Annotated in this window: 18 protein-coding genes and 1 pseudogene; 7 read left to right on the plus strand and 12 right to left on the minus strand. The window is 69.5% G+C overall.

The annotated features are described in order from the left end of the window. The first annotated feature begins 203 nt into the window (after nt 1–203). Together HMPREF0321_RS06380 and HMPREF0321_RS06385 are read left to right on the plus strand one after the other, a co-directional pair. Nucleotides 204–1,757 (plus strand): amino acid permease, encoded by a 1,554-nt coding sequence (locus HMPREF0321_RS06380; RefSeq protein ID WP_006945063.1) that lies wholly within the window; start codon nt 204–206, stop codon nt 1,755–1,757. A gap of 149 nt (nt 1,758–1,906) precedes the next feature. Next, complete coding sequence (locus tag HMPREF0321_RS06385; RefSeq protein ID WP_040014596.1) at nt 1,907–2,422, plus strand: DUF1697 domain-containing protein; 516 nt, start codon at nt 1,907–1,909, stop codon at nt 2,420–2,422. 75 nt (nt 2,423–2,497) lie between these two features. Here HMPREF0321_RS06385 and HMPREF0321_RS06390 read toward each other — a convergent pair whose 3' ends face one another. Beyond that, nucleotides 2,498–3,865 carry a threonine/serine exporter ThrE family protein gene (locus HMPREF0321_RS06390; RefSeq protein ID WP_006945152.1) on the minus strand — a complete coding sequence of 456 codons (1,368 nt, stop codon included), beginning with the start codon at nt 3,863–3,865 and terminating at the stop codon, nt 2,498–2,500. Between the two features lie 95 nt (nt 3,866–3,960). Between HMPREF0321_RS06390 and HMPREF0321_RS06395 the strand changes: the two genes are divergently transcribed. Continuing rightward, the gene (locus tag HMPREF0321_RS06395) at nt 3,961–4,755 is read left to right on the plus strand and encodes a TIGR00730 family Rossman fold protein (protein ID WP_006945177.1); all 795 of its coding nucleotides are present in this window, start codon (nt 3,961–3,963) and stop codon (nt 4,753–4,755) included. A gap of 425 nt (nt 4,756–5,180) precedes the next feature. Here HMPREF0321_RS06395 and HMPREF0321_RS06400 read toward each other — a convergent pair whose 3' ends face one another. Next, nucleotides 5,181–5,609, minus strand: coding sequence for a hypothetical protein (locus HMPREF0321_RS06400; protein WP_006945141.1), 429 nt, complete (start codon nt 5,607–5,609; stop codon nt 5,181–5,183). Nucleotides 5,610–5,844: 235 nt separating this feature from the next. On the opposite strand from HMPREF0321_RS06400, the gene HMPREF0321_RS14810 reads away from it, so the two are divergent. Then, on the plus strand, nt 5,845–6,474 hold the full coding sequence (locus HMPREF0321_RS14810; protein ID WP_006945032.1) for a GNAT family N-acetyltransferase: 630 nt from the start codon (nt 5,845–5,847) through the stop codon (nt 6,472–6,474). Nucleotides 6,475–6,564: 90 nt separating this feature from the next. Here the strand turns inward: HMPREF0321_RS14810 and HMPREF0321_RS06410 are convergent, their stop codons facing one another. The 4 genes from HMPREF0321_RS06410 to HMPREF0321_RS17020 form a co-directional block, all read right to left on the minus strand. Then, nucleotides 6,565–8,313, minus strand: a complete 1,749-nt coding sequence (locus HMPREF0321_RS06410; RefSeq protein ID WP_006945168.1) for an NAD-binding protein — start codon at nt 8,311–8,313, stop codon at nt 6,565–6,567. Between the two features lie 3 nt (nt 8,314–8,316). Then, nucleotides 8,317–8,694 carry a DUF6394 family protein gene (locus tag HMPREF0321_RS06415; RefSeq protein WP_006945029.1) on the minus strand — a complete coding sequence of 126 codons (378 nt, stop codon included), beginning with the start codon at nt 8,692–8,694 and terminating at the stop codon, nt 8,317–8,319. 41 nt (nt 8,695–8,735) lie between these two features. Beyond that, entirely contained in the window at nt 8,736–10,523 is a 1,788-nt protein-coding gene (locus HMPREF0321_RS06420) for a DNA integrity scanning protein DisA nucleotide-binding domain protein (protein ID WP_006945087.1), read from the minus strand. Between the two features lie 182 nt (nt 10,524–10,705). After that, nucleotides 10,706–11,311: an antitoxin gene (locus tag HMPREF0321_RS17020; RefSeq protein WP_006945049.1), complete on the minus strand. Its 606-nt coding sequence runs from the start codon at nt 11,309–11,311 to the stop codon at nt 10,706–10,708. A 335-nt stretch (nt 11,312–11,646) separates the two neighbouring features. On the opposite strand from HMPREF0321_RS17020, the gene HMPREF0321_RS06430 reads away from it, so the two are divergent. Further along, the gene (locus HMPREF0321_RS06430) at nt 11,647–12,066 is read left to right on the plus strand and encodes a hypothetical protein (protein ID WP_006945067.1); all 420 of its coding nucleotides are present in this window, start codon (nt 11,647–11,649) and stop codon (nt 12,064–12,066) included. Between the two features lie 6 nt (nt 12,067–12,072). Here HMPREF0321_RS06430 and HMPREF0321_RS06435 read toward each other — a convergent pair whose 3' ends face one another. Further along, on the minus strand, nt 12,073–12,549 hold the full coding sequence (locus tag HMPREF0321_RS06435; RefSeq protein ID WP_006945043.1) for a low molecular weight protein-tyrosine-phosphatase: 477 nt from the start codon (nt 12,547–12,549) through the stop codon (nt 12,073–12,075). Between the two features lie 126 nt (nt 12,550–12,675). Here HMPREF0321_RS06435 and HMPREF0321_RS16435 point away from each other — a divergent pair, with 126 nt between their 5' ends. Continuing rightward, nucleotides 12,676–12,813, plus strand: coding sequence for a hypothetical protein (locus HMPREF0321_RS16435; protein ID WP_156444997.1), 138 nt, complete (start codon nt 12,676–12,678; stop codon nt 12,811–12,813). Nucleotides 12,814–12,870: 57 nt separating this feature from the next. Beyond that, a pseudogene (locus HMPREF0321_RS14815) lies at nt 12,871–13,104 on the plus strand (DUF2252 family protein); the annotation flags it as partial. A 138-nt stretch (nt 13,105–13,242) separates the two neighbouring features. Here the strand turns inward: HMPREF0321_RS14815 and HMPREF0321_RS06445 are convergent. The 5 genes from HMPREF0321_RS06445 to HMPREF0321_RS16015 all read right to left on the minus strand — a co-directional run bounded on the left by HMPREF0321_RS06445 (nt 13,243) and on the right by HMPREF0321_RS16015 (nt 19,613). Beyond that, a complete protein-coding gene (locus tag HMPREF0321_RS06445; protein WP_006945122.1) occupies nt 13,243–14,352 on the minus strand; it encodes an LLM class flavin-dependent oxidoreductase in 1,110 nt (369 codons plus the stop codon). A 154-nt stretch (nt 14,353–14,506) separates the two neighbouring features. Next, nucleotides 14,507–15,400, minus strand: coding sequence for an SGNH/GDSL hydrolase family protein (locus HMPREF0321_RS06450; protein ID WP_006945127.1), 894 nt, complete (start codon nt 15,398–15,400; stop codon nt 14,507–14,509). 279 nt (nt 15,401–15,679) lie between these two features. After that, nucleotides 15,680–19,006, minus strand: coding sequence for a bifunctional lysylphosphatidylglycerol synthetase/lysine--tRNA ligase LysX (lysX, locus tag HMPREF0321_RS06455; RefSeq protein WP_006945131.1), 3,327 nt, complete (start codon nt 19,004–19,006; stop codon nt 15,680–15,682). Then, nucleotides 19,003–19,359 carry a hypothetical protein gene (locus HMPREF0321_RS06460; protein ID WP_006945125.1) on the minus strand — a complete coding sequence of 119 codons (357 nt, stop codon included), beginning with the start codon at nt 19,357–19,359 and terminating at the stop codon, nt 19,003–19,005. The genes lysX and HMPREF0321_RS06460 overlap by 4 nt, the downstream gene beginning before the upstream one ends. Further along, complete coding sequence (locus tag HMPREF0321_RS16015) at nt 19,356–19,613, minus strand: hypothetical protein (protein ID WP_139023570.1); 258 nt, start codon at nt 19,611–19,613, stop codon at nt 19,356–19,358. The genes HMPREF0321_RS06460 and HMPREF0321_RS16015 overlap by 4 nt, the downstream gene beginning before the upstream one ends. Nucleotides 19,614–19,712: the final 99 nt, after the last annotated feature.

Consider the following 19,712-nt stretch of genomic DNA (forward strand, 5'->3'; position numbering starts at 1 on the left):
CCGTAGATCGGGCCCGTAGGTCCATCTGGCTGGGGGCACCCCGAAGACATCGAGCGAAATGTTCGAATGCGAGCGGCACAGCGCTCGTGTTCGACCATTTCGCTCGTTCTCACCCCACTCGTCCCGGGTCGGACGTGCGTCACATCCCGGACTCGCCGACCGTCCGAGTGGCAATCACCCGTTGAACAGGGGACGGTGTTGACATGTCGACTCAAGCCGGTGGCGACAGACGGGCCTCGCCCGTCTCGCCCGAACCGTCGAAATCGTCCTCCCAGCCGCCCACCGACGACGCCCCACTGGGCGCCCTCGAATCGGGGCTGAAACCGCGTCACGTCACGATGATCTCGATCGCCGGCGTCATCGGCGCCGGCCTGTTCGTCGGCTCGGCGAACGCGATCCAGCTGGCCGGCCCGAGCGCCATCATCAGCTATGCGGCGGCCGGTCTCGTCGTCGTCCTCGTCATGCGCATGCTCGGCGAGATGGCGACCGTCAACCCGGATACGGGTTCGTTCAGCGTCTACGCCGACCGCGCGCTCGGCAAGTGGGCCGGGTTCTCGATCGGCTGGCTGTACTGGTGGGCGTGGGCGCTCATCATCCCCGTCGAGGCGACCGCCGGCGCGACGATCCTGCACAACTGGATCGACTGGCCGCAATGGGTGTTCGCGTTCCTCATCACGGCGATCCTGACGGCGACGAACCTCGTCAGCGTCGGCAACTACGGCGAGTTCGAGTTCTGGTTCGCGCTCATCAAGGTCGTCATCATCATCGGGTTCATCGCGCTCGGCGTACTGGCGATCCTCGGCATCCTGCCGACGAGCGACGTCTCCGGCGTGCACGGCCTCACCGACCACGGGTTCTTCGGTGGCGGCGTCGGCGGCATCTTCGCCGCGATGCTGACGACCACGACGACGTACCTCGGCACCGAGATCGTGACGATCGCCGCGGCCGAGTCCAACAACCCCGTCGGCGGCATCCGCAAGGCCGTCAACAGCGTCATCTGGCGCATCTCGATCTTCTACCTGGGTTCGATCATGGTCGTCGTGTGCCTCGTCGACTGGACGAGCCCCGACCTCGCGTCCAAGGGTTCGTACCAGTACACGCTCGAGACGATCGGGCTCGGCCGACTGACGACCGTCCTCGACCTCGCGATCCTGACGGCCGTCGCGAGCTGCCTCAACTCGGCGCTCTACACCGCGAGCCGCATGGCGTTCAGCCTGGGCCGGCGTGGTGACGCGCCGAAGTCGTTCGGGCGGACGAACAAGCGCGGCGTGCCCGTCGCGGCGATCCTCGCGAGCGTTGTCGTCGGCTTCTTCTGCGTCGCCCTCAACTACGTGCTGCCCGACAAGATCTTCGCCTACCTGCTGTCGACGGCCGGATGCGCGGCACTGTTCGTGTACCTGTGCATCTCGTTCACGCAGCTGCGCTCGCGCCGCGCGATGGACGCGGCAGGCACGACGGTCCGGGTGCGCATGTGGCTGTTTCCGTGGCTGACGTACGCGACGATCGCGTTCATCCTGCTCATCCTCGTCATGATGGCGTTCGACGACGGCCAATCGCAGAACCTGTGGTTCTCGCTCGCGGTGGCAGCGATCGTGCTCGTCGCGGCGTTCGCCCGTCACGGCTTCACGGGTGGCTCGGACGAAGAGATCGTCGAGGCCGCCGAGCAGGGGCTCGCCGAACACGACGACCCCGATGACCCCGACGATGCCGACGACACGGCGGCTACCTCGACCGAGGCTCACCGCAACGACGCCTGAGCACTCCCGTCCACCCTTGCGATTCCTGCCCCCATCGGTGAACGGCGTCCACAACGGCGATTCCTGTCCACATGTGCGATTTTCGCCCGCCTTCACCCCGAGCCCTCGGCTTCGGCGGCGAACGCGACGTCGGGTGGCAGGATCGAGCTGTGAGCACCTACGTCATGTTCCTGCGCGGCATCAACGTCGGGGGCGTGCGCGTGCCCATGCCGCGTTTGCGCGAAGTGCTGACGGAGGCGGGTGCCCGCGAGGTGACGACGTGGCTCGCGACGGGCAACGTCCGTCTCGCGTTCGACGGCCCCGCCGACGACCTCAAGACACTCGCCGAGCGTGTCCTGAGCGACGAGTTCGGCTACGAAGCCTACGTTCTCGTGCGTGACGCGGACGAGCTCGCGAACATCGTCGACGCCTGGCCGTTCACGCCCGACGACGCCCACCACCGCTACGTCGTGCTCGGGGGCGCGCCCGCCTATGACGACGCTCAGGCCGCCATCGACGCCAACCCCTGCGACGAACACGTCCTGGCCGCCGGCGACGACCTCTACTGGCGAACCCTCAAGGGCGCCACGACCACGTCGCCCGTCGCAAAGGTGCTCGCCCGCCCGCGCTGGAAGTCGACGACCACCACGCGCAACCTCAACACCCTCGAGAAGATGCTCGCCTGACGCACCAGCACCAGTACCAGCACACGCACCATCGGGCAACGGCCGGATGGCGGGTAACTCCGCCTCACCAGCCCGTCACCCCCGAGGCGCTTCACCGCCGTGGTCGATGAACGGACGTCGGAAGTCGGGTGTCGACAGGCCCTTGGCGGCGAACTCGGTGTCGTCGAGGTCGGCGTCGCCGTGCTGCGACGCGTGCTTGTACTGGACGCTGCGGGCGCTCCACAGGGATCGGCTCGCGATGAACTGCCCGAGGACGGCGCCGGTGCCGATGGCGAGGGCGACGGCCATCGCTTCGAACAGGTACGCGCCGGCGCTACCCGAGTGCGTGGCGAGCGCGGCGAACCCCTTGTAGAGCACCATGCCCGGCACGAGCGGCGAGATGGCGACGTCGAGGGCGCCGGACGTCGGCAGGTGCGTCGGGCGTGCCATGACGACGCTGACGATGCCGAGCCCCATCGCGGCGACGCTCGTCGCGGTGAAGTTGGAGATCCCGGCGGCGCTGAGCAGCAGGTAGATGGCGCGCGCCGCGGCGCCGAGCAGCGCGAACAGCGGCAGGTGGCGCCAGCGTGCGTGGCTGAGCAGCGCGAATCCGATGGCGATGAGCGCGGCGGCGAGCGTCGTCTGCCACGCGACGGGGTTGCCGTTGCCGGTCTTCTCGATGTCGAGATGCACGCCGACGTGCGCCACGCCGTACACCGCGCCGATGGCGCCGACGACGAGCCCGAGCGTCAGGATCGTCGATTCGATGAGGCGCCCGCAGGCCGTCAGGTACCAGCCCGTCAACAGGTCCTGGATGGCGCTGACGGAGGCGCTGCCGGCCAGCTGCGTCACGAGCGCGGCGGTGATGATGACGCCCGGCGAGCCGATCGGGAACACTGCGACGAGCACCGCACCTGTCGCGACGGCGAGCCCGGCGGCGATCGCGCGTCCGTAGTACGACGGCAGCTGCACGCGTGCGAGCCAGGCGCTGACGACGTCGATGATGACGGCGCACACCGTCGCGATGAGGCAGACGCCCAGCGACCCGCCGAGCAGCCACGCGAACCCGAAGCCCATCGCCGCTGTGCCGAGCGTCTTGAGAGTGCGCGTCTGCGGCGGTTCGGCCTCCAGCTCGTCGAGACGTCGCAGCGCTTCACGGATGTCGATGCGTGAGGTGACGACATCCTCGACGATGTGTTCGAGCACCGTCAGCACGTGCACGTCGAGGCCGGCCGCGCCGACGGTCTGGACGCGCGTGACGGGTGTCGCGTCGTCCGCGGGCGTGTAGCTGAGCGTGATCTGACCCATCGTGACGTTCGCCGTCGTGGTCGCGAAACCGTTGACGCGGGTGATCGTCAGCATGGCCTGGGTGACGTTGGCCGACGGAGATCCGTTGCGCAGCAACATGCTTCCGGCGCGCAGGGTGAACGTGAACAGGTCGTCGATGGGGCGGGAGGAAGGCACGCCGTCACGGTGTCAGGACGCGGGGCGCGGAGTCCACTCGGACGCTCGCCCAGCAGGCAGGGTGCGTTGTCACCGCTCGGCTCTAGGGTGAGTGCATGAGTGAAACCGGCGCGAGAGACGGCCACGGCGAGCGCGCGAACGAACCCGTCCGCGGTTCGACGGCCCCTGGCGACGCGAGGGGCGCGGACGCCGTGCATGGCGGCGGGATGGGCGCCGCCACATCGGGCCGCATCGCGGCGATGCCGACCGCGGCGTCGTCGACTTCAGCGGGCGCGAACGCCGGAACGATGCACAGCGTCGCCGTGTTCTGTGGGTCGACGCCGGGCGCTGACCCGGCGCTCATGGACGCGGCGTACGACGCGGGGCGAGTCATCGCCGAACGGGGTCTGACGCTCGTGTACGGCGCGGGCGGCGGCGGCCTCATGGGTGCGGTGAGCCAGGGCGCGCTCGACGCCGGGGGCGAGGTCGTCGGGTTCATTCCGTCGCTCATGGTCGAGCGCGAATGGGGGCGGCACGACCTCACGGAGTTCCACGAGGTCGACACGATGCATACGCGCAAGGCCGGCATGACCACGCGCGCCGACGCCTTTCTCACGCTGCCCGGCGGCCTCGGCACGCTCGAGGAGATCTTCGAGGTCTGGACGTGGCGCACCATCGGTTACCACGACAAGCCGGTGGGTTTCCTTGACGTACAAGGGTTCTGGCGCCCGCTGCTCGACGCGGTGCAGGGTCTGGCGGACGCCGGGTTCATCCGACAGAGCGTCATCGACGACGCCGTCGTCGCCCCGACCATCGATGAGGCCCTCGACGCTCTCGCCGCCCGCTGCATCGTCAGCGGTGCGGATCTGCGCGGCGGGTCGAGGCGCGTCCGGATGTGCTCGCGCGCTTGAGCGGTGAGGCCGCCGACGTCGATGACGCGCACGTGGCGACGGTGGCGCCTGCTGACGGCGGGTTTGCCTGGGCGAGAACGGCAGTGAGCAACGAGTCGCCTGCCGGCAGAGCCACCGATGGCGGAGATGATGCTGACAACGTCGGTCGTGATGACACCGATGACGCCGACCTCACCGACTGGCAGCGTCAGTGGCTCGACGTCAGCGCACCCGAGGATGAGCCTGACGAAAGCATCCCGACCGTTGACGCCGGCGGTTGGTGGGAGGGCATCCCCGCCGTCAGACAGTTGCTGCTCGACGGTCTCGAGCCCGCCTGCCGTCGGTGCCAGGCCCGCCCACACCGCAGTGACCTCGGAGGGGCACGCCCGAAGCCCGAGACGCGAACGCCCCCGCACCGTCAGATACGGGAGCGTCGAGCGGGCCGGTCAGGCGGCGTGCTTCTGCAGCGTCGCGCCGATGGCGGGCAGCGCGTCCTTGATCATGTCGGCGGCCTTGCCGCGGAACGTGCCGTAGACCTTCGCGATCTGGTCGCGCGACGTCGAGTTGGCGCGCGCATCGGCGATCTTGAGTATGTCGGCGCTCACCTCGTCGCCGCGACCCTTGAGGTATGCGCCGAAGTCGCCCTGGCCACCGAAGGCGTCCCAGTACGGGTCGAAGATCGCGACGATCTGGTCGAGGTTGTCGTTGAGCGCCGACGCAACGTCGACCTTCTTCTTCGCGCCCGCGTACGCCGTCTTGATCGCGGCGCCGCTCAGGCCCTTCTTGCCGGAGACCTCGGAGTCGATCGTGGCAGCGAGATCCTTCGCGACGGCGGGACGCACGGCCGGCTGCAACAGCTTCTCGGAAAGCGACATGATGATGCCTTTCTGTAGCGGTTCGTTTCGCCCGTCAGCCTAGCGTCAGCCCTCGTCGACGGCCCGCGCATCATGCGCCTTCGCGCCTGCCCCACCACACCAGGGCGCCCACCCCGTACACATCTGCGATTTTCGTCCACGTTCGCCAGCCACCGCCGACGGGCGGCGCGCCAGAGCCGATCCCACGGGCTGGGGCCGGGCAGAGCGGGCGGGCGTCTCGCGGTACAACAGGACGGTGACCGAACCCCGCGAACAGCGCCGCACCACCCTTCCGTCGGCAGCGCCGAGACACCCGCTCGTCACCGGGCGCACCGTCCTGCGCGTCATGACGGGTGACGACATCGACGCGGTCGTCACCTACCGCACCCGCCCGAACGTCTACCGCTGGCTCAGCCACGGCGGCCTCGCCTCAGCGCAGCTTCGGGAGAAGTTCCAGCGGCGCATCGATCGCATGACGAAGCCGAGCGACGAACGATCCGAGGTCCAGTTCGTCGTCGAACGGGAGGGGCACGTGATCGGTGACTGCGGATTCGCGATCACCCGTGCCTGGACGAAGGACGACGCTCCGACACCGCATCTCGTCGCGCGCATCCACTACGCACTCGACGATGCCGTCGCCGGCCAGGGGATCGGCACGGAAGTGGTGCGTGCACTCGTCGACCACGCGTTCAGCCTCCCTGACGTCCACCGCGTGCAGGCCGACGTCTTCGCCGGCAACGTCGCGTCAGGCCGCGTGCTCGAGAAGCTGCGTTTCCGGCGAGAGGGCTACTTCGTCGATGACGGCGTCATCGACGGCGCGTTCGTCGACGCTTGCCTCTACTCGCTGCTGCGTCGCGAATGGGAGGCCCCCGACCACCCGGCCTGATTGCCCGGAATCGCGTCACATCCGACGCGTCTTCGGGCGAAGATCGACGACCCCGAGCCTGTCAGCCCCGGACGACCAGCCCGAACCCCGTCACCCCACCGGCTGACGCGAGCGACTGCGCCGCTTCGACCGGTTCAGACGCCGCCACACCCACGTCTCGGGCACCTGCACGCCGGTGGCGATGTATTCGGCGGAGGCGTCGCTGAACTGTGTCTGCACGAGTGCTTCGAGGCCCCAGTGGTGGCCGACGACGAGCACCTGGTCGTCGGGTGTCACCGTCATCGTGTCGTCGGGTGCGTAGATGTGCTCACCGTTGCGGATGAGCATGAGCGCGACGAGCGGGAGCTTCGAGTCGCGGTCGTCGGGGTTGGCGAGCAGCTGTCCGATCGTCAGTTCGGCGTGCAGCAGCCAGCGATGCAGCGCGGGCGAGCCGGCCGCGGAGAGGTCGATGATCGCGCGGTCCTTCGCGACGTCGCCGCAGCGGTTCGTCAGGTTCGTCAGGAGGCGCTCGGCGAACTCTTCCGGCTGCGTCACCGCGTATTCGACGAAGCTCCAGAACAGCGGCGTGATGACGCGCGCGAGGCTCTCCTGCGCGACGAGTTCGGTGGGCGTGAACACCGAGTCGATGCCGAGCGCCGTGATGATCGACGCGCGCGCGTCAGACTGCTGGCGCACGCCGACGAACAGGTCCTTGCGCTCGAGCTTCGCGTGCTCGGCGAGGGCGAGGTTCGTCGTGTCGTTGCGCGTACCGGCGATGAAACCGCTCGCGCCACTGACGTCGGGGTGGCCTTCTTCCGGGTCGGCCATGACGACGTGCATGCCGGCGCGATGCAGGTCGTTCGACACCTCGGCGCCGAAGTCGTCATCGGAGGCGACGACCCACGTCCCGCCCGATTTCGGTTCGTACCGCGGCGGCAGCGGCAGGTCGCGCGGGTCCATCAGCCACGTGACGAGCCGGTACGTCTCGGGCCGTTGCAGCGCGAGCACGAGGTAGGCGCCGTAGCGGTCGCTCGGGTTGATGACGGCGTTCGGTGCGAAGTCGCGCATGCTTTCCTCGACGCGCGCGTCGGTGCAGCGCGCGATGACGCTCATGCCGGGGCGCAGCACCGTGGCGTTCATGACGATGGCGAGGTTGTCGGTGTCGTCATCGGTCAGGGCGAGCACGCCGTCGCAGTGCTGGTTGGCGAGGCCCGCCATGCCGAGTACCGCGGGCAGGCTCGCGTTCGCCTCGAGCGCGGGCACCTCGCTCTGCAGCTCGTCGGTCATGATGCGGTCGAGGCGCCCTTCGTGCCGGTCGATGACGACGAACCGGCGCCCCTGGAAGTCGAGCTCGCGACAGACCTGACGCCCCGCCTGGCCGTACCCGCAGACGATGAGGAACGGCTCACGGATGCGCTTGACCTTCGCGCGGAAGCGCTGCATCGCGAGCGCGTGCTGAAAACTGGCCGACTGCAGCAATGACAGCAGCGTTCCGATCGCGTACGCCCATCCGACGACCGTCATGAAGATGCACACCGTCACCCACATGCGTTGCGGCGTCGTGAACGGGTAGATCTCGCCGAACCCGATCGTCGAGGCGGTGTAGGAGATGAAGTAGAACGCCTCGAACGCGCTCAGGTGCGTCGTGTGGCCGCCCTCATCACGGCCGGGCACGAGCGTCAGGCCGAGCACGGAGATCGCGAACACCGTGATGATGAAGATCAGCGGCGCGCGCATGCGTCGGATGACGATGAAGATCGCGTCCGTCGACGGCGCCTCGTCGGGGATCTCCACGGCGCGCCGCACGCGCGTAGTGTGCCGCGTCGGGCGTCGGACGAGGAAGGCGAGCAGGTTGTTCATGGCTCAGCGGCGACGGTAGGAGATCGTCTCCGAGACGAGCAGGACGACCGAGACGATGTTCGCGAGCAGCGCGCCGCCGGAGAGGCTGACGATGCTCGCCGTCGTCCCGGGGCTGTTGTGATAGCCGCCGGCCAGGACGTAGTACGCGGCCGCCGCGACGAGCTGCAGGACGGCGACGAGCGACGTCGCGAGGTGCACGGCGCCGATCTGCGTGCGGTCGCCGAACTTCAGCACGAGTGCGATGAGGTTGACGAAGATCGCGACGTACAGCTCGTTGATGTTGTGCAGTTTCGGCTCGGCCATGTCGCCGATGAAGAAACCGAAGTTCATCGTGGCCGACAGCAGCACGAAGAAGCCGAAGACGACTTTCTCGAGGTTCATGTCCCCGAGCCTAACGGGGACGCCGCTGCGGGCCGGCACGCTCAGTTCGGCGGGGCCGGGGGCCCTTCGGCTCCCGGTGAGATGAAGTACGAGTCGTCCATGGCCGGGTGCGGCGCGATGGGCACGACCTGCATGCGCACACGCTCCTCGGCCCAGCGCTGCTGTTCGACGCTCTCGCGGGCCTCGTTGACGGCCTCGCACTGCTCGGCGTCGAAGTAGAACTCGAGCGCTGCGGCACGCGAGTCGAGGCGCGAGAACTTCTCGTAGTCGGTCGTGCCGTCGGCGGCTCGCACGAGCTGTGCGACGGCGCGTTCGACCGACGCGCGCCGCACGCGCCGCGCCACGTGCGGCAGGATGTCGACGCGCCCGTCCTCGCTGACGATGATGACCATCGAGCCCTTGCCTCGCCCTGCGAGGTACCGGATGGCGGAGTTGTAGCGAGCACCGCGTGAGATGTCGCCGGTGCCGGTGGCTGCGCCGTCGAGAATGACGCCGACGGCGTGACACTTGCCGTCAGGGCTGACGAGGACAGCGCCGTCGATCTTCGTCAGCGCATCGAACGCGTGCGCGCCCAGGTGCGTGGGCTCGATCGTGTAGGCCTGCGGCAGCAGGCGTTCCCCCTCGCGGCGCGCGTCGGGGTGGACGACGAGCATCGTGCCGTGCTGCTGCCGGACGCAGGCCTGCGTCATGCCCCACAGCGCGTCGACGTGCTCGCTGAGCGCGTCGGGGAAGACGCGGTTGACGGCGTGCGCGAACGTCTCGACGTCGATGACGTCGCGCGGCAGGCTCGGCTCGCCGTTGTCGACGCGCAGGAACGGCGTGTCGGCGTGCCACAGCTCCCACGCGCCGTTGCCGACGACCTTGATCTCGAATACCTCCTCCGTCGCCGGGGCGTACCCCTCGAGCATGCGCCCGATGCCGTAGACGGTGCGCCCGTCGCACAGCAGCTCGAAGCCGGGGCCCGTCATCTCGAGGGCCTTGCGGAACGAGCGTGGCACGCCGACGGGCACGTCGTGCTCGAACGTCACCTCGCACGCGACGTCGGGGTGCCCCTGGGGGGCGAGGACGACGGAGCCGAGGCTCGCGCGGCCCTCGTACGTCTGCGCGCTGACGGCGTCGCACGCGTCGCGCAGGCCGTGCGGAAACTTCTGCCCGGCGCGTGAGGCGCACCCGTTGATGAACGTGTCGGCCGCCGAACGCAGCACAGCGCCGGCGTCGAGGCCGATGAGCGAACCGGGGTGGACGCGGTCGAGTTCGTGGCTCGCGGCGCGCAGCACGTCGTCGATGACGGCCTCGGGAAAGTTGCCGGGCACGCCGAGGCCGTCAGCGAGCGTCGTGCGTAGGCGCGGCACTTCACTCGCAGGGTCGCGCAGCACCGCGAGCACCGGGAAGACGCGGTAGTCGCCGACGACGATGCTGATGCCGACATGGACGACGCGGTCGGCGAACGTCGCCGCACGCGTCAGGGCCTCGCGCATCACGTCGCGGCGGCACCCCTCGCGCAGAGCGGCGAGGTAGTGGTCGGGGTGCCAGGTCGCCGTCGACTCATCGTCGGTGCGCGACGGGCACATGCGCGCGCGACGCTCCTCGAACAGCGACGTGAAGTGCGGGTGCAAATTCTCGAGGCGGGTGACGTCGAACGCGTCGCGCTGTGGGTCGACGAGGACGGGCAGCGCATCGTCGCCGTCAGGGATGCCGATGAGGTAGCCGCGCGGGTCGAGTTCGACGCCCGCGCGGTCGAGGGCTTCGTCGGCAATGCGCTCGATAGACCACCGCAGCTCGTGCTGGCCGTCCCACATGTGCGGCGCGAGGCTGATCCGGGGGTCCATGCCCGCCATGGTTTCATCCCTTGGCGGTGCCCCCCAAAGGGGCATTCGTTCGGCAGACGGACGTTGCCACGGCGCGGGCAGATCCGAGTGGGGCGATGGGGCCAGGTTGCCATGAGACCCGGCACCACCACCCTTGGGGAATGTCGCTCAGTGCCGCCCACCACGGGCGTCGCGCGCTCGCGTCAGCTCTGCGGAGCGTCTCCGCCGCGACGCATCGGCGTCTCGCCGTCGCCGTTCGTGTTGGCGCGGCGCTCGCCACCGAAGTCGCCCTCGGAGCCGGCCGACTCGAGACCCTCGCCCCGGTACGACGTGTTCGGGTCGAGCGACGACGACGGTGCGTCGGCGCCGATGGCGCGCTCGACCGGGTTTTCACCGCGCGACTGGTCATCAGCCGCCGACATGCCGTCCTGGCCGACGGTGCGCTGCGTCGCCGTCTCACCGCTGTCCTGTGCGCCGGCCGCGAGGTCGGCGTCGTAGGCGCGCTCGGAGCCGACGGCCGTCTCGCCGAACGAACCCGTCGTCGTGCCGGCGCCCGCACCTGCTGCCGCGCCTGCCCCCGCGCCCTGCTCAGCAACCTTGTCGACGCCCTTGAGCGCAGCGCCCTGAGCCTTGCTGATCTTGTCGCTGTACTTGCCGCCCGTCTTCGAATCGACGGTGGCGCCGGCCTTGTCGACGGCGCCGGCGATCTTGTCACGGTTGGCGTCGGCTGCCGCGGCGGCCTTCTCCTTGGCGAGGGCGGCCTTCTCGTCGAGGCCGAGTTCGGTGGCCTTGGCCCTGATCTTGTCCATGAATGACATCGTGGTCTCCCTGCGTCGATGGATCTCTTGACTCGTACAACACAGCGTGCGCCTCGAAAGGTCCCCGGCGCAACAGCTCGCGTGACATGACCATCGCGTGGTCCCTCGCGCCGCGACGCCATGACCGCAGCCCTGTCGAGCGACACTGCCGGCGCGCTCGCCGCAGCAGTCGGCGTCGGCGATCAAGGCGCTCCACCTCGTCGCGTACGCGGAGGCCGTCAGCCGCGGCCGACTCGATCCTGACGCGCGCGTCACCCTGCGACTGGGATCGCTGGTACTACCCAGCTGACGGCGCTGCCCACGCGCCGGCGCTCAAGCGGCTGCGCGTGCGGGCCCAGGGCAACGGCACACGCACGAGCGCCCACGACCTCGTCCGTCTCTACGATCGCGTCGCCGCCGGCTCGATCGCCGGCGCCGACGTCATGCGCCGCCACCTCCAATGGCAGCCCGCGAGCGGTGACGTCGCGGCGGGTTTCAAGGCCGGCAGCCTGCCGGGCGTGCTCACCGTCGGGATGGAGCAGCGTGTCGTCGGCACGAAGCGTCGCGCCACCGGCGCGCTGCTCATCGGTGGTCTCGACGAGGCGATGGCGAGCTCGACCGACTTCGGGTGGCAGGAGCTGCTCGTCGAGGCGATGGGTGACCCGACGTACGCCCGCCGCGTCATCGCGACGTTGGACGGCACGTCGTCGGGCACGCCGGGCAGCACCCCCACCGGGCCGCTCGTGCAGACCGACCTCGTGCGCTGAGCGCCGTCAGCTCTGCTTGATCGTGCGAACCGCGTCGGCGAGGCCGGGCATGGCGCGTTCCATCGTCGCGAGGGTCGTGACGAAGCCGTCCTGGCCGCCGTACCAGGGGTCGGGCACGCCGTCGCCGGGGTTCGCCTGCGGGTCGTAGTCGGTGAGTAGGACGACGTGGTCGGGCAGCTCGCCACCGTAGATGTCGCGCATGCGCTCGAGGTGGATGTCCTCCATCGCGACGACGAGGTCACAGGCGTCGATCTCGTCGCGCGTGATCTGGTGCGCCGCGTGGTTCGACGCGTCGTACCCGGCCTTCTCGAGTTCACGGACGGCGCGCGGGTCGATGGGGTTGCCGATCTCTTCGCGCGACGTGGCGGCGCTCGTCAGCTCGACGTCACCGAGCCCGTGCTCCGCGAAATATTTCGCGGCGACGCGCTCGGCCATCGGTGAGCGGCAGATGTTTCCCCAGCAGACGAAGACGACGGAAGTCATGCTCGCCATCCTGGCATCTGCCACCGATAGCGGCCATTCGCGGCGACCCTGCGGGCATCGAGTCGTCAGGTCAAGCGTTCCGAGTCAGGCCCGATGGCCGTGGCGCGGCAGCGCGAAGATGACGGCATGGTCATCGCTCTCGACCCCTCGGCCGACGCAGCCGAACTCACACCGCAGGCGCAGTTCGACGCCGAGCGCAGCCGCCGAACGTGTTGCCCCGACCGATATCGCTCGTTCAGCGCTGTCGCAGCCACAGCAGCGTGATGCCGTCGACTACGTCCTTTCGACGCAGGAGGGGCGCCTGCCCGCGTCACCGTTGCGGCAGTTCCGCAACGCGAAGGTTCGATCGATCCGCTCGACCTCGCCGGGCAGATGCTCGAAGACTTCGGCCAGGTCTGCGCCGTCATCCTCGCGCGCGGGCACACGCGCACGCTCCACCCGTCAGCGCTTCGGGGTTACCTCAAGGGTGCCGAGGATCTCGACGAGGCCCTCGCCGCGTACGCGCAGGACTGTGCGGACCAGGTCGAGCGCGACCACGCCGACCTGAACGGGTGACGTCGCGGCGTCGCCATGCAGGATGGCGGGTAACTCACAGGTAAGCGGCCAGTTGCCTGCCTACCTGTGAGTCACCCGCCATCTCGTGAAGGTCGGGCCCGAGCCGTTGTCCGCCACCGATCTCGCCGGGCGGGTTCGTCAGCGAATCCCGCCGACGATCTCGAGTGCGCGCTTCTGGGCGTCGAGGCCGCGGGCGGAGTTCGTCATCATGAGTTCGTCGGCCATGGCGTGCTCGGCGAACTGTTCGAGGTACGCGGCGATGCGCTCCGGGCCGCCGATCGCGGTGTAGGTGAGCATGTGCTTGGCCTGGTGGCCGGCGGGCGAGTCGAGCAGCATGTCGAGCTCGGCGTCGGTGAAGTCGCGATCGGCCACGCCGAAGCGCGTCGCTATCATCTCGACGCGCGAACGCAGCACCTTTTCGTACATCGCGGACGCTTCGTCGTCGGTGTCTGCGGCGACGACGTTGAGCGCGGCGATGACGTACGGCGCGTCGAGCTGGGCGCTCGGCTTGAACTCCGAACGGTAGGCGTAGACGGCGGCCTGCAGCTGATCGGGTGCGAAGTGGCTCGCGAACGCGTACGGAAGGCCTAGTGCCGCAGCGAGTTTCGCGCCGAACATGCTCGAGCCGAGGATGTAGAGCGGCACGTTCGTGCCCTTGCCGGGGATCGCCTCGATGCCCGCGAGCGGGCTCGTGTCGGAGAGCAGCCCCTGCAGCTCGACGACGTCCTGCGGGAAGCGGTCGCTCGCGTGCGGGTCACGTCGAAGCGCCTGCCAGGTGCGCTGATCCGTGCCGGGCGCGCGTCCGAGGCCGAGGTCGATACGGCCCGGGTGCAGCTCGGCGAGCGTGCCGAACTGCTCGGCGATCGTCAGCGGCGAGTGGTTCGGCAGCATGACGCCGCCGGAACCGACGCGGATCGTCTGCGTCTGCGACGCGACATGCGCGAGCAGCACGGACGTCGCCGCCGACGCAATGTGCTTCATGTTGTGGTGCTCGGCGAACCAGATGCGCTCGAAGCGACCCGTCGCCTCAGCCCGCTGCGCGAGCTCGACGCTGCTGCGGATCGCGTCGCCGACGCTCTCATGGCTGCCGACCTGCGCGAGGTCGAGGATCGACAGCGGAATGTCGGCTGCCTTCTTCGCGAAGGAGCCGGCCGAGTGGGAGGTCTCGTCAGGGGATCGCAGGTCGGTGTTCTGGGCGGCGTCGAAATCACTCACGCACTCGTCAACGCGGGCCCCGGCCTCGCCCATTCCCGGGCTGCATCCCGAAGGGTCCAGGCCGGCTGCGTCACATGGTGCCCGCTGCGTCAGTCGTGACCGACTCGACGAGCACGAATCGACTCACCTGGTCGGGCGTGGTCGCTTCGGCCCGGCTCCGATAGCGCCGTGCGCGCACGAACGCCGATCACGCGAGCAGCGCGTCGATCTCCTTCGCGAGCTTCTTGTGCAGCCACGGCGAGGGGTGGAATCCGTCGTCGGCGAAGGCCTTGTCGCGCGCCCATTTCGGGTTCGTCAGCGGTACGTGGCGGGCGGTGGGGTAGTCCGCGACGATCGCCGCAGCGATCGCCTCGAACCGACGCGCGCGCCCGCCGAGGGCATTACCGAGCTGCTGCGGCATCGCGGGCAGCGCCTCGATCGGCGGCAATCCGAGCAGGATGACGGGGGAGTCGCCGGCGAGCGCCGTCACGCGGGTCAGCAGCTTCGTCAAGCTGACGCGCCACGCCTCCTCGGTGCGCAGGTTCTTCACGTCGTTGACACCGACGCTGATGACGACGACGTCAGCGCGCGCGAGTTGCGCCTGGGCGCTCGCGGGCTGGGTGAGGTGGGCGACGTCGCGGGCGTCGGCGCCCGAGCGGGCGAGCACGTGCCAGCTGACCGGCCGTTCGAGCCGATCCGACATGCGGCTCGCGAGGCGCCCCGCGATCGAGTCGCGATGGTGTTCGACGCCGGCACCGTCGGCCACGCTGTCGCCGAGCACGACGAGATGCGGCTCGTGACCGTCCCGCTCGGCGTGGTGCTCGCAGATCGTGCTCGTGACGCCCTCGCGCCCGGCCGCACCGGGTAGGCGCGGCACGTCGCGCTGCACCTGACGCCCCTGCGCGATGAGCACCGGGCCGTGCAACAGCACGTCCGTCAGCGAATATCCGGGCAGCGACGACCCGCCCGTATCGGATGGCGCGTCAGCCGATGCCGCCTCGTCCGGTGCGGCGGAGCCCGACGTGGTTTCCCGTGAAACAGGGTCACGCGGCGCAGGGGGTCGTCGGTCGGCGTCCCCGTTGGTCGCCGAGATGTCACGCATGCCCCCATCGTCACCCATTCACCTGCACTTCGGCGCAATGACGCGCGGCGTTCACCGCACCGTTATCCGCATCGACTCTTCAGACTTTAATCTTCGCCAGACCCGACGGCCCCGCCTCAACGCCCCAACCCGCCGCGGCTCAACGCACCCGCGCCGTAGCCCGACCCGTCCACACCCCACACGACGAAACGTGGCGCGCACCCGTCGACGAGGAGAGAGCTCCTGGCCGACCGATGCGCGCCACGCTGTGAACAAGGCGACAAGGCGACGGTTACGCCATCACTGCCCCTCGTTGGGTCGCGTGAACGGGAACGCGAGCGTCGCGCGGATGTTGTTGCCCGTCAGCATCATGATGAGGCGGTCGACACCGATGCCGAGCCCACCCGTCGGGGGCATGGCGTACTCAAGGGCGGCGAGGAAGTTCTCGTCGACCTCCATCGCCTCGGGGTCGCCGGCGGCGGCCTTGAACGACTGCTCGGTGAGGCGGTTGCGCTGGTCGACGGGGTCGACGAGCTCCGAGTACGCGGTGCCGATCTCGGCGCCGAACGCGACGAGATCCCAGCGCTCCGACAGCTTCGGGTCGGTGCGGTGCGTGCGCGTCAGCGGTGACGTCTCGAGTGGGAAGTCGGTGTAGAAAACCGGCATCGTCGTCTGGCCCTCGACGAGCTCGTCGTACAGCTCGAGCACGACCTCACCGGCCGTCATCGTCTCCGCCCAGTGCACGTCGTGCGCGTCGGCCACGGCGCGCACCTCCTCGAGCGGCGTGTTCGACGTCAGCGTCGTGCCCGTCGCCTGCGAGACCGCCTCGTGCACGGGCACGACGGGCCACTCGTGGTCGAGGCGCAGGCGCTCGACGCCGCCGTGTCCGTCGGGGCGGACGGCGACGGGCTCGCCGTGGATGGCCGTGGCGACCTCGAGGACGAGCTCGCGCGTCAGCACGCGCATCGTGTTGTAGTCGCCGTGCGCGGCGTACGCCTCGACGGAGGTGAACTCCGGGTTGTGCGTCGCGTCGGCGCCTTCGTTGCGGAAGTTGCGGTTGAGCTCGAAGATGCGGTCCATGCCGCCGACGGCGAGTTCCTTGAGGAACAGCTCCGGCGCGATGCGCAGGTACAGGTCGGCGTTGTACGCGTTGATGTGCGTGCGGAACGGTCGCGCGCTCGCGCCACCGTGCACCGCCTGCAGCATCGGCGTCTCGACCTCCATGTAGCCGCGCTCCTCGAACGCGCGACGCAGAGCGCTGACGCCCCGCGAGCGCGCGCGCAGCAGATTTGCCGAATCCTTGTTGACGATGAGGTCGAGGTAGCGCTGACGCACGCGTGCCTCGGGGTTGGTGAAGCCCGTGTGGTCGCTGGGGATGGGGCGCAGCGACTTCGACGCCATGCACCACGACGACGCGAGCAGCGACGGTTCGCCGCGACGGCTGTGGCCGAGTGTGCCCGTCACGGAGACGTGGTCGCCGACGTCGACGGTGCGTCGCCACAACCGCATGAGCTGCGGATCGACAGCGCCCGCCTCGAGCACGACCTGCAGGCGCACGTCGTGCTCCTCGATGAAGGCGAACACGACGCCGCCGAGGTCGCGCAGCGCTCGTACGCGGCCGCTGAGGGAGACGACGCCGGCGTCCACCCCGTTGCCTTCGACAATCGCTTTGCGGGCAAGATCGACCGTCATCGTGTACGGCACGTCGACGGGGTAGGGCTCCATGCCGGCCTCGCGCAGGACGTCGAGCTTGGCGTGGCGCACGCGCTGCTGCTCGGTGAGGCGCTGCACGGGTCGTGCGGGCGTGAGCAGCTCCTCGTCCTGCGCGACGACGAGCTGCGCCAGCGGTGCTTCGACGCCGTCGGGCAGGTGGACGATCGTGTCCGCGTCGTGGCTGGGGCGCGGTGCGTGGCCGGGCAGGAAGCCCTCGGCGCGGCCGGAGGCGATGCCGATGAGTGGCAGGCTGCCGACGGAGTCGAAGCAGACGAACCGGGTGTCCCAGCGCGGCAGGTACTTGGCGTTCGCCTCGTACAGCGATTCGAGCTGCCAGAAGCGGTTGCCGATCGACAGGATGCGGTCGGCGAGGCGCACGCCGATGCCGGCGCCCACCTTGTCGGCACCGGTGAACACGGAGCGGAACATCGCGAAGTTGAGCGACACGTCGCGCACCCCGAGGTCGGACGCCGCGTCGGCGAGCGCCGCGACCATCGCCTCGTTGACGCCGTTGGGCGCCTTCGGGGAACGGCGCATCAGGTCGAGCGACAGCCCTCGCATGCCCCACGGCACGAACGACTGCAGTGCGACGATCTGACCCTGTGCGTCACGGACGAGGACGGCGACGCAGCGGCCGTCCGTCGCGTCCTCGAGGCGGTTGAGGGCCATCGAGAAGCCGCGGTCGGGTTCGTCGCCACGCCACTTCTCGGACAGTTCGGTGATCTGGTGCAGCGTCTCGGCGTCGAGACGCGAGTGGCGTTCGACGTCGACGGTGCAGCCGGCCTCACGCACGCGCGCGACGGCGCGCTTGACGGGGCGCATCGCGCGCCCTTCGAGGCTGAACGTGTCGAGTTCGACCACGGCTTCGTCGCCGAGGGGGCGGGCCTTGAGCCCGGCCTCGACGTAGGCGCGCGCACCCGTCTCCGAGGCGGACAGGACGCCGGAGCGCCACGCGTGCTCGCGGGCGAGGGCCTGCCAGGCGCCGATGGCGGCGGGCCATGACTCACGGGCACCGAGCGGGTCGCCGGAGGCGAGGCAGACGGAGCCGATGACGCGGTAGCTGACGGCGGCCTCGCCGTCGGGGGAGAACACGACCGACTTGTCGCGGCGCGTCGCGAAGTAGCCGAGCGAATCCTGGTTGCCGTGCAGCGCGAGCAGGCGGCGTACGTGCAGTTCGTCGGCGGCCGACTGCACCTCGGAGCGTTCGGCCGATTCGGTGTAGCGCCACACCGTCAGCAGCAGCACGCCGGCGGCGAGGATGCCGGCGAACGCGGCGAGCCAGTGGGGCCCGTTGGCGCCGTCGGAGATGCCGTGCGGCATGGAGATGCCGGTGACGCTGCGGATCGAGAACCACAGGTGCTCACCGCCGTGCAGGTCGCCGGGGGCCGCCCAGGAGAGCATGAAGATGACGGCGATGCAGGCGAGCAGACCGGCTAGCAGCGTGACGATCGCGCGCCGCAGGGAGCCTGAGCGCATGCGGGCCGGGAAGTCCTTGCGCCGGATGACGAGCAGGACGAGCCACGCGCCGGTGACAATCGTCGTCACGACGATGAGGGCGATCGTGATGTCGTCGACTTCCTCGTCGAGGCTGTCCGTGCAGATGCTGACGGCGACGATCGCGCAGGCCACGAACTGGAGGGTGAGCACGGCGAGGGCGACGACCCACGCGGCGCGCAGCCCGCGCTTCAGGGCTGCGGCGGTGATGAGAAGACACAGGGCGAGGAAGAGACTCGGGCCTGCGGGGACGCCGACGACGGCGAAGAGGTCGTCGACCCAGTCGGCGAAGTCGCTGCGCGGCAGCGGGATCGACACGAGCGACCACACGCCGCCCAGGGCGACGAGCAGCCCCAGCAGCTTGGGCAACCATCCGTGGTCGTTCGCCACCGCGGGGTGGTGACGGGTGGGGGTGCTCATGCTGACGGTGCTCCTTCGACGTGCTCTGCGTTCGTTGCGGGATGGGGGGTCTCTGGGAGGCGGGCTGCTTCCTGTCTCGCGCGTTCGGCGCGGGCCCAGAGGTTGAGTGTCAACAGTGCGAGGGCCTGGAGGGCGGCTTCGAGCAGGATCTCGAACTGGCTCGTGTAGGCGCCGAGGGAGTTGGCGACGGCGAGCATGAGGACCATCGCGATGGAGCCGTAACGGAACGCACGCTCGACGTTCTGGTGCTTCGGGCTCATGGCGCGGAACGCGATGAGCGACAGGATGCCTGCGATGACACCGACGGCCGCTGACGCGAGGTACATCGACGCCGCGAGCGAACCGAGCTTCACGCGATCGTCAGCAGCAGCCCGCCCCAGAGGGCGCGCGCGATGTGGGAGACCTCGCCGCCGACCCGCGGGTAGCCTGTCAGGACGAGGTACGCGCGCGTCGCCGCGATCGTGACGGCGCAGGCACCGGCGAACAGCAACACGAGCGACGAGGCGTCCTCGCACGGAACGATGCCGCGGGAGCCGCCGCGCCCTGACGGGGCCGACGACGCGCCTGCAGGCGTCGACGAGCCCTCTCTGGCAGGGGTGGCAGTCATGTCATGACGCTAGCAAAGCGTTTCGCCCCTGCCTGGAAGACCGTGCGGCCTGCGGGGCGCCCTCTTCGCGCGCGATGGCGCGGAATCGGGCACGCCGGG

Source organism: Dermacoccus sp. Ellin185 (assembly GCF_000152185.1).
GTDB classification, from domain to species: Bacteria; Actinomycetota; Actinomycetes; order Actinomycetales; family Dermatophilaceae; genus Dermacoccus; species Dermacoccus nishinomiyaensis.

Excerpts from the sequence above, each read along its gene's own strand:
- HMPREF0321_RS06380 (WP_006945063.1), top strand. The coding sequence starts at position 204 with ATGTCGACTCAAGCCGGTGGCGACAGACGGGCCTCGCCCGTCTCGCCC.
- HMPREF0321_RS06445 (WP_006945122.1), bottom strand. The coding sequence starts at position 14,352 with ATGGGCGAGGCCGGGGCCCGCGTTGACGAGTGCGTGAGTGATTTCGAC.
- HMPREF0321_RS06395 (WP_006945177.1), top strand. The coding sequence starts at position 3,961 with ATGAGTGAAACCGGCGCGAGAGACGGCCACGGCGAGCGCGCGAACGAA.
- HMPREF0321_RS06400 (WP_006945141.1), bottom strand. The coding sequence starts at position 5,609 with ATGTCGCTTTCCGAGAAGCTGTTGCAGCCGGCCGTGCGTCCCGCCGTC.
- HMPREF0321_RS06410 (WP_006945168.1), bottom strand. The coding sequence starts at position 8,313 with ATGAACAACCTGCTCGCCTTCCTCGTCCGACGCCCGACGCGGCACACT.
- HMPREF0321_RS16435 (WP_156444997.1), top strand. The coding sequence starts at position 12,676 with ATGGTCATCGCTCTCGACCCCTCGGCCGACGCAGCCGAACTCACACCG.
- HMPREF0321_RS06415 (WP_006945029.1), bottom strand. The coding sequence starts at position 8,694 with ATGAACCTCGAGAAAGTCGTCTTCGGCTTCTTCGTGCTGCTGTCGGCC.
- HMPREF0321_RS16015 (WP_139023570.1), bottom strand. The coding sequence starts at position 19,613 with ATGACTGCCACCCCTGCCAGAGAGGGCTCGTCGACGCCTGCAGGCGCG.
- HMPREF0321_RS06450 (WP_006945127.1), bottom strand. The coding sequence starts at position 15,400 with ATGCGTGACATCTCGGCGACCAACGGGGACGCCGACCGACGACCCCCT.
- HMPREF0321_RS06420 (WP_006945087.1), bottom strand. The coding sequence starts at position 10,523 with ATGGACCCCCGGATCAGCCTCGCGCCGCACATGTGGGACGGCCAGCAC.
- HMPREF0321_RS17020 (WP_006945049.1), bottom strand. The coding sequence starts at position 11,311 with ATGGACAAGATCAGGGCCAAGGCCACCGAACTCGGCCTCGACGAGAAG.
- lysX (WP_006945131.1), bottom strand. The coding sequence starts at position 19,006 with ATGAGCACCCCCACCCGTCACCACCCCGCGGTGGCGAACGACCACGGA.
- HMPREF0321_RS06435 (WP_006945043.1), bottom strand. The coding sequence starts at position 12,549 with ATGACTTCCGTCGTCTTCGTCTGCTGGGGAAACATCTGCCGCTCACCG.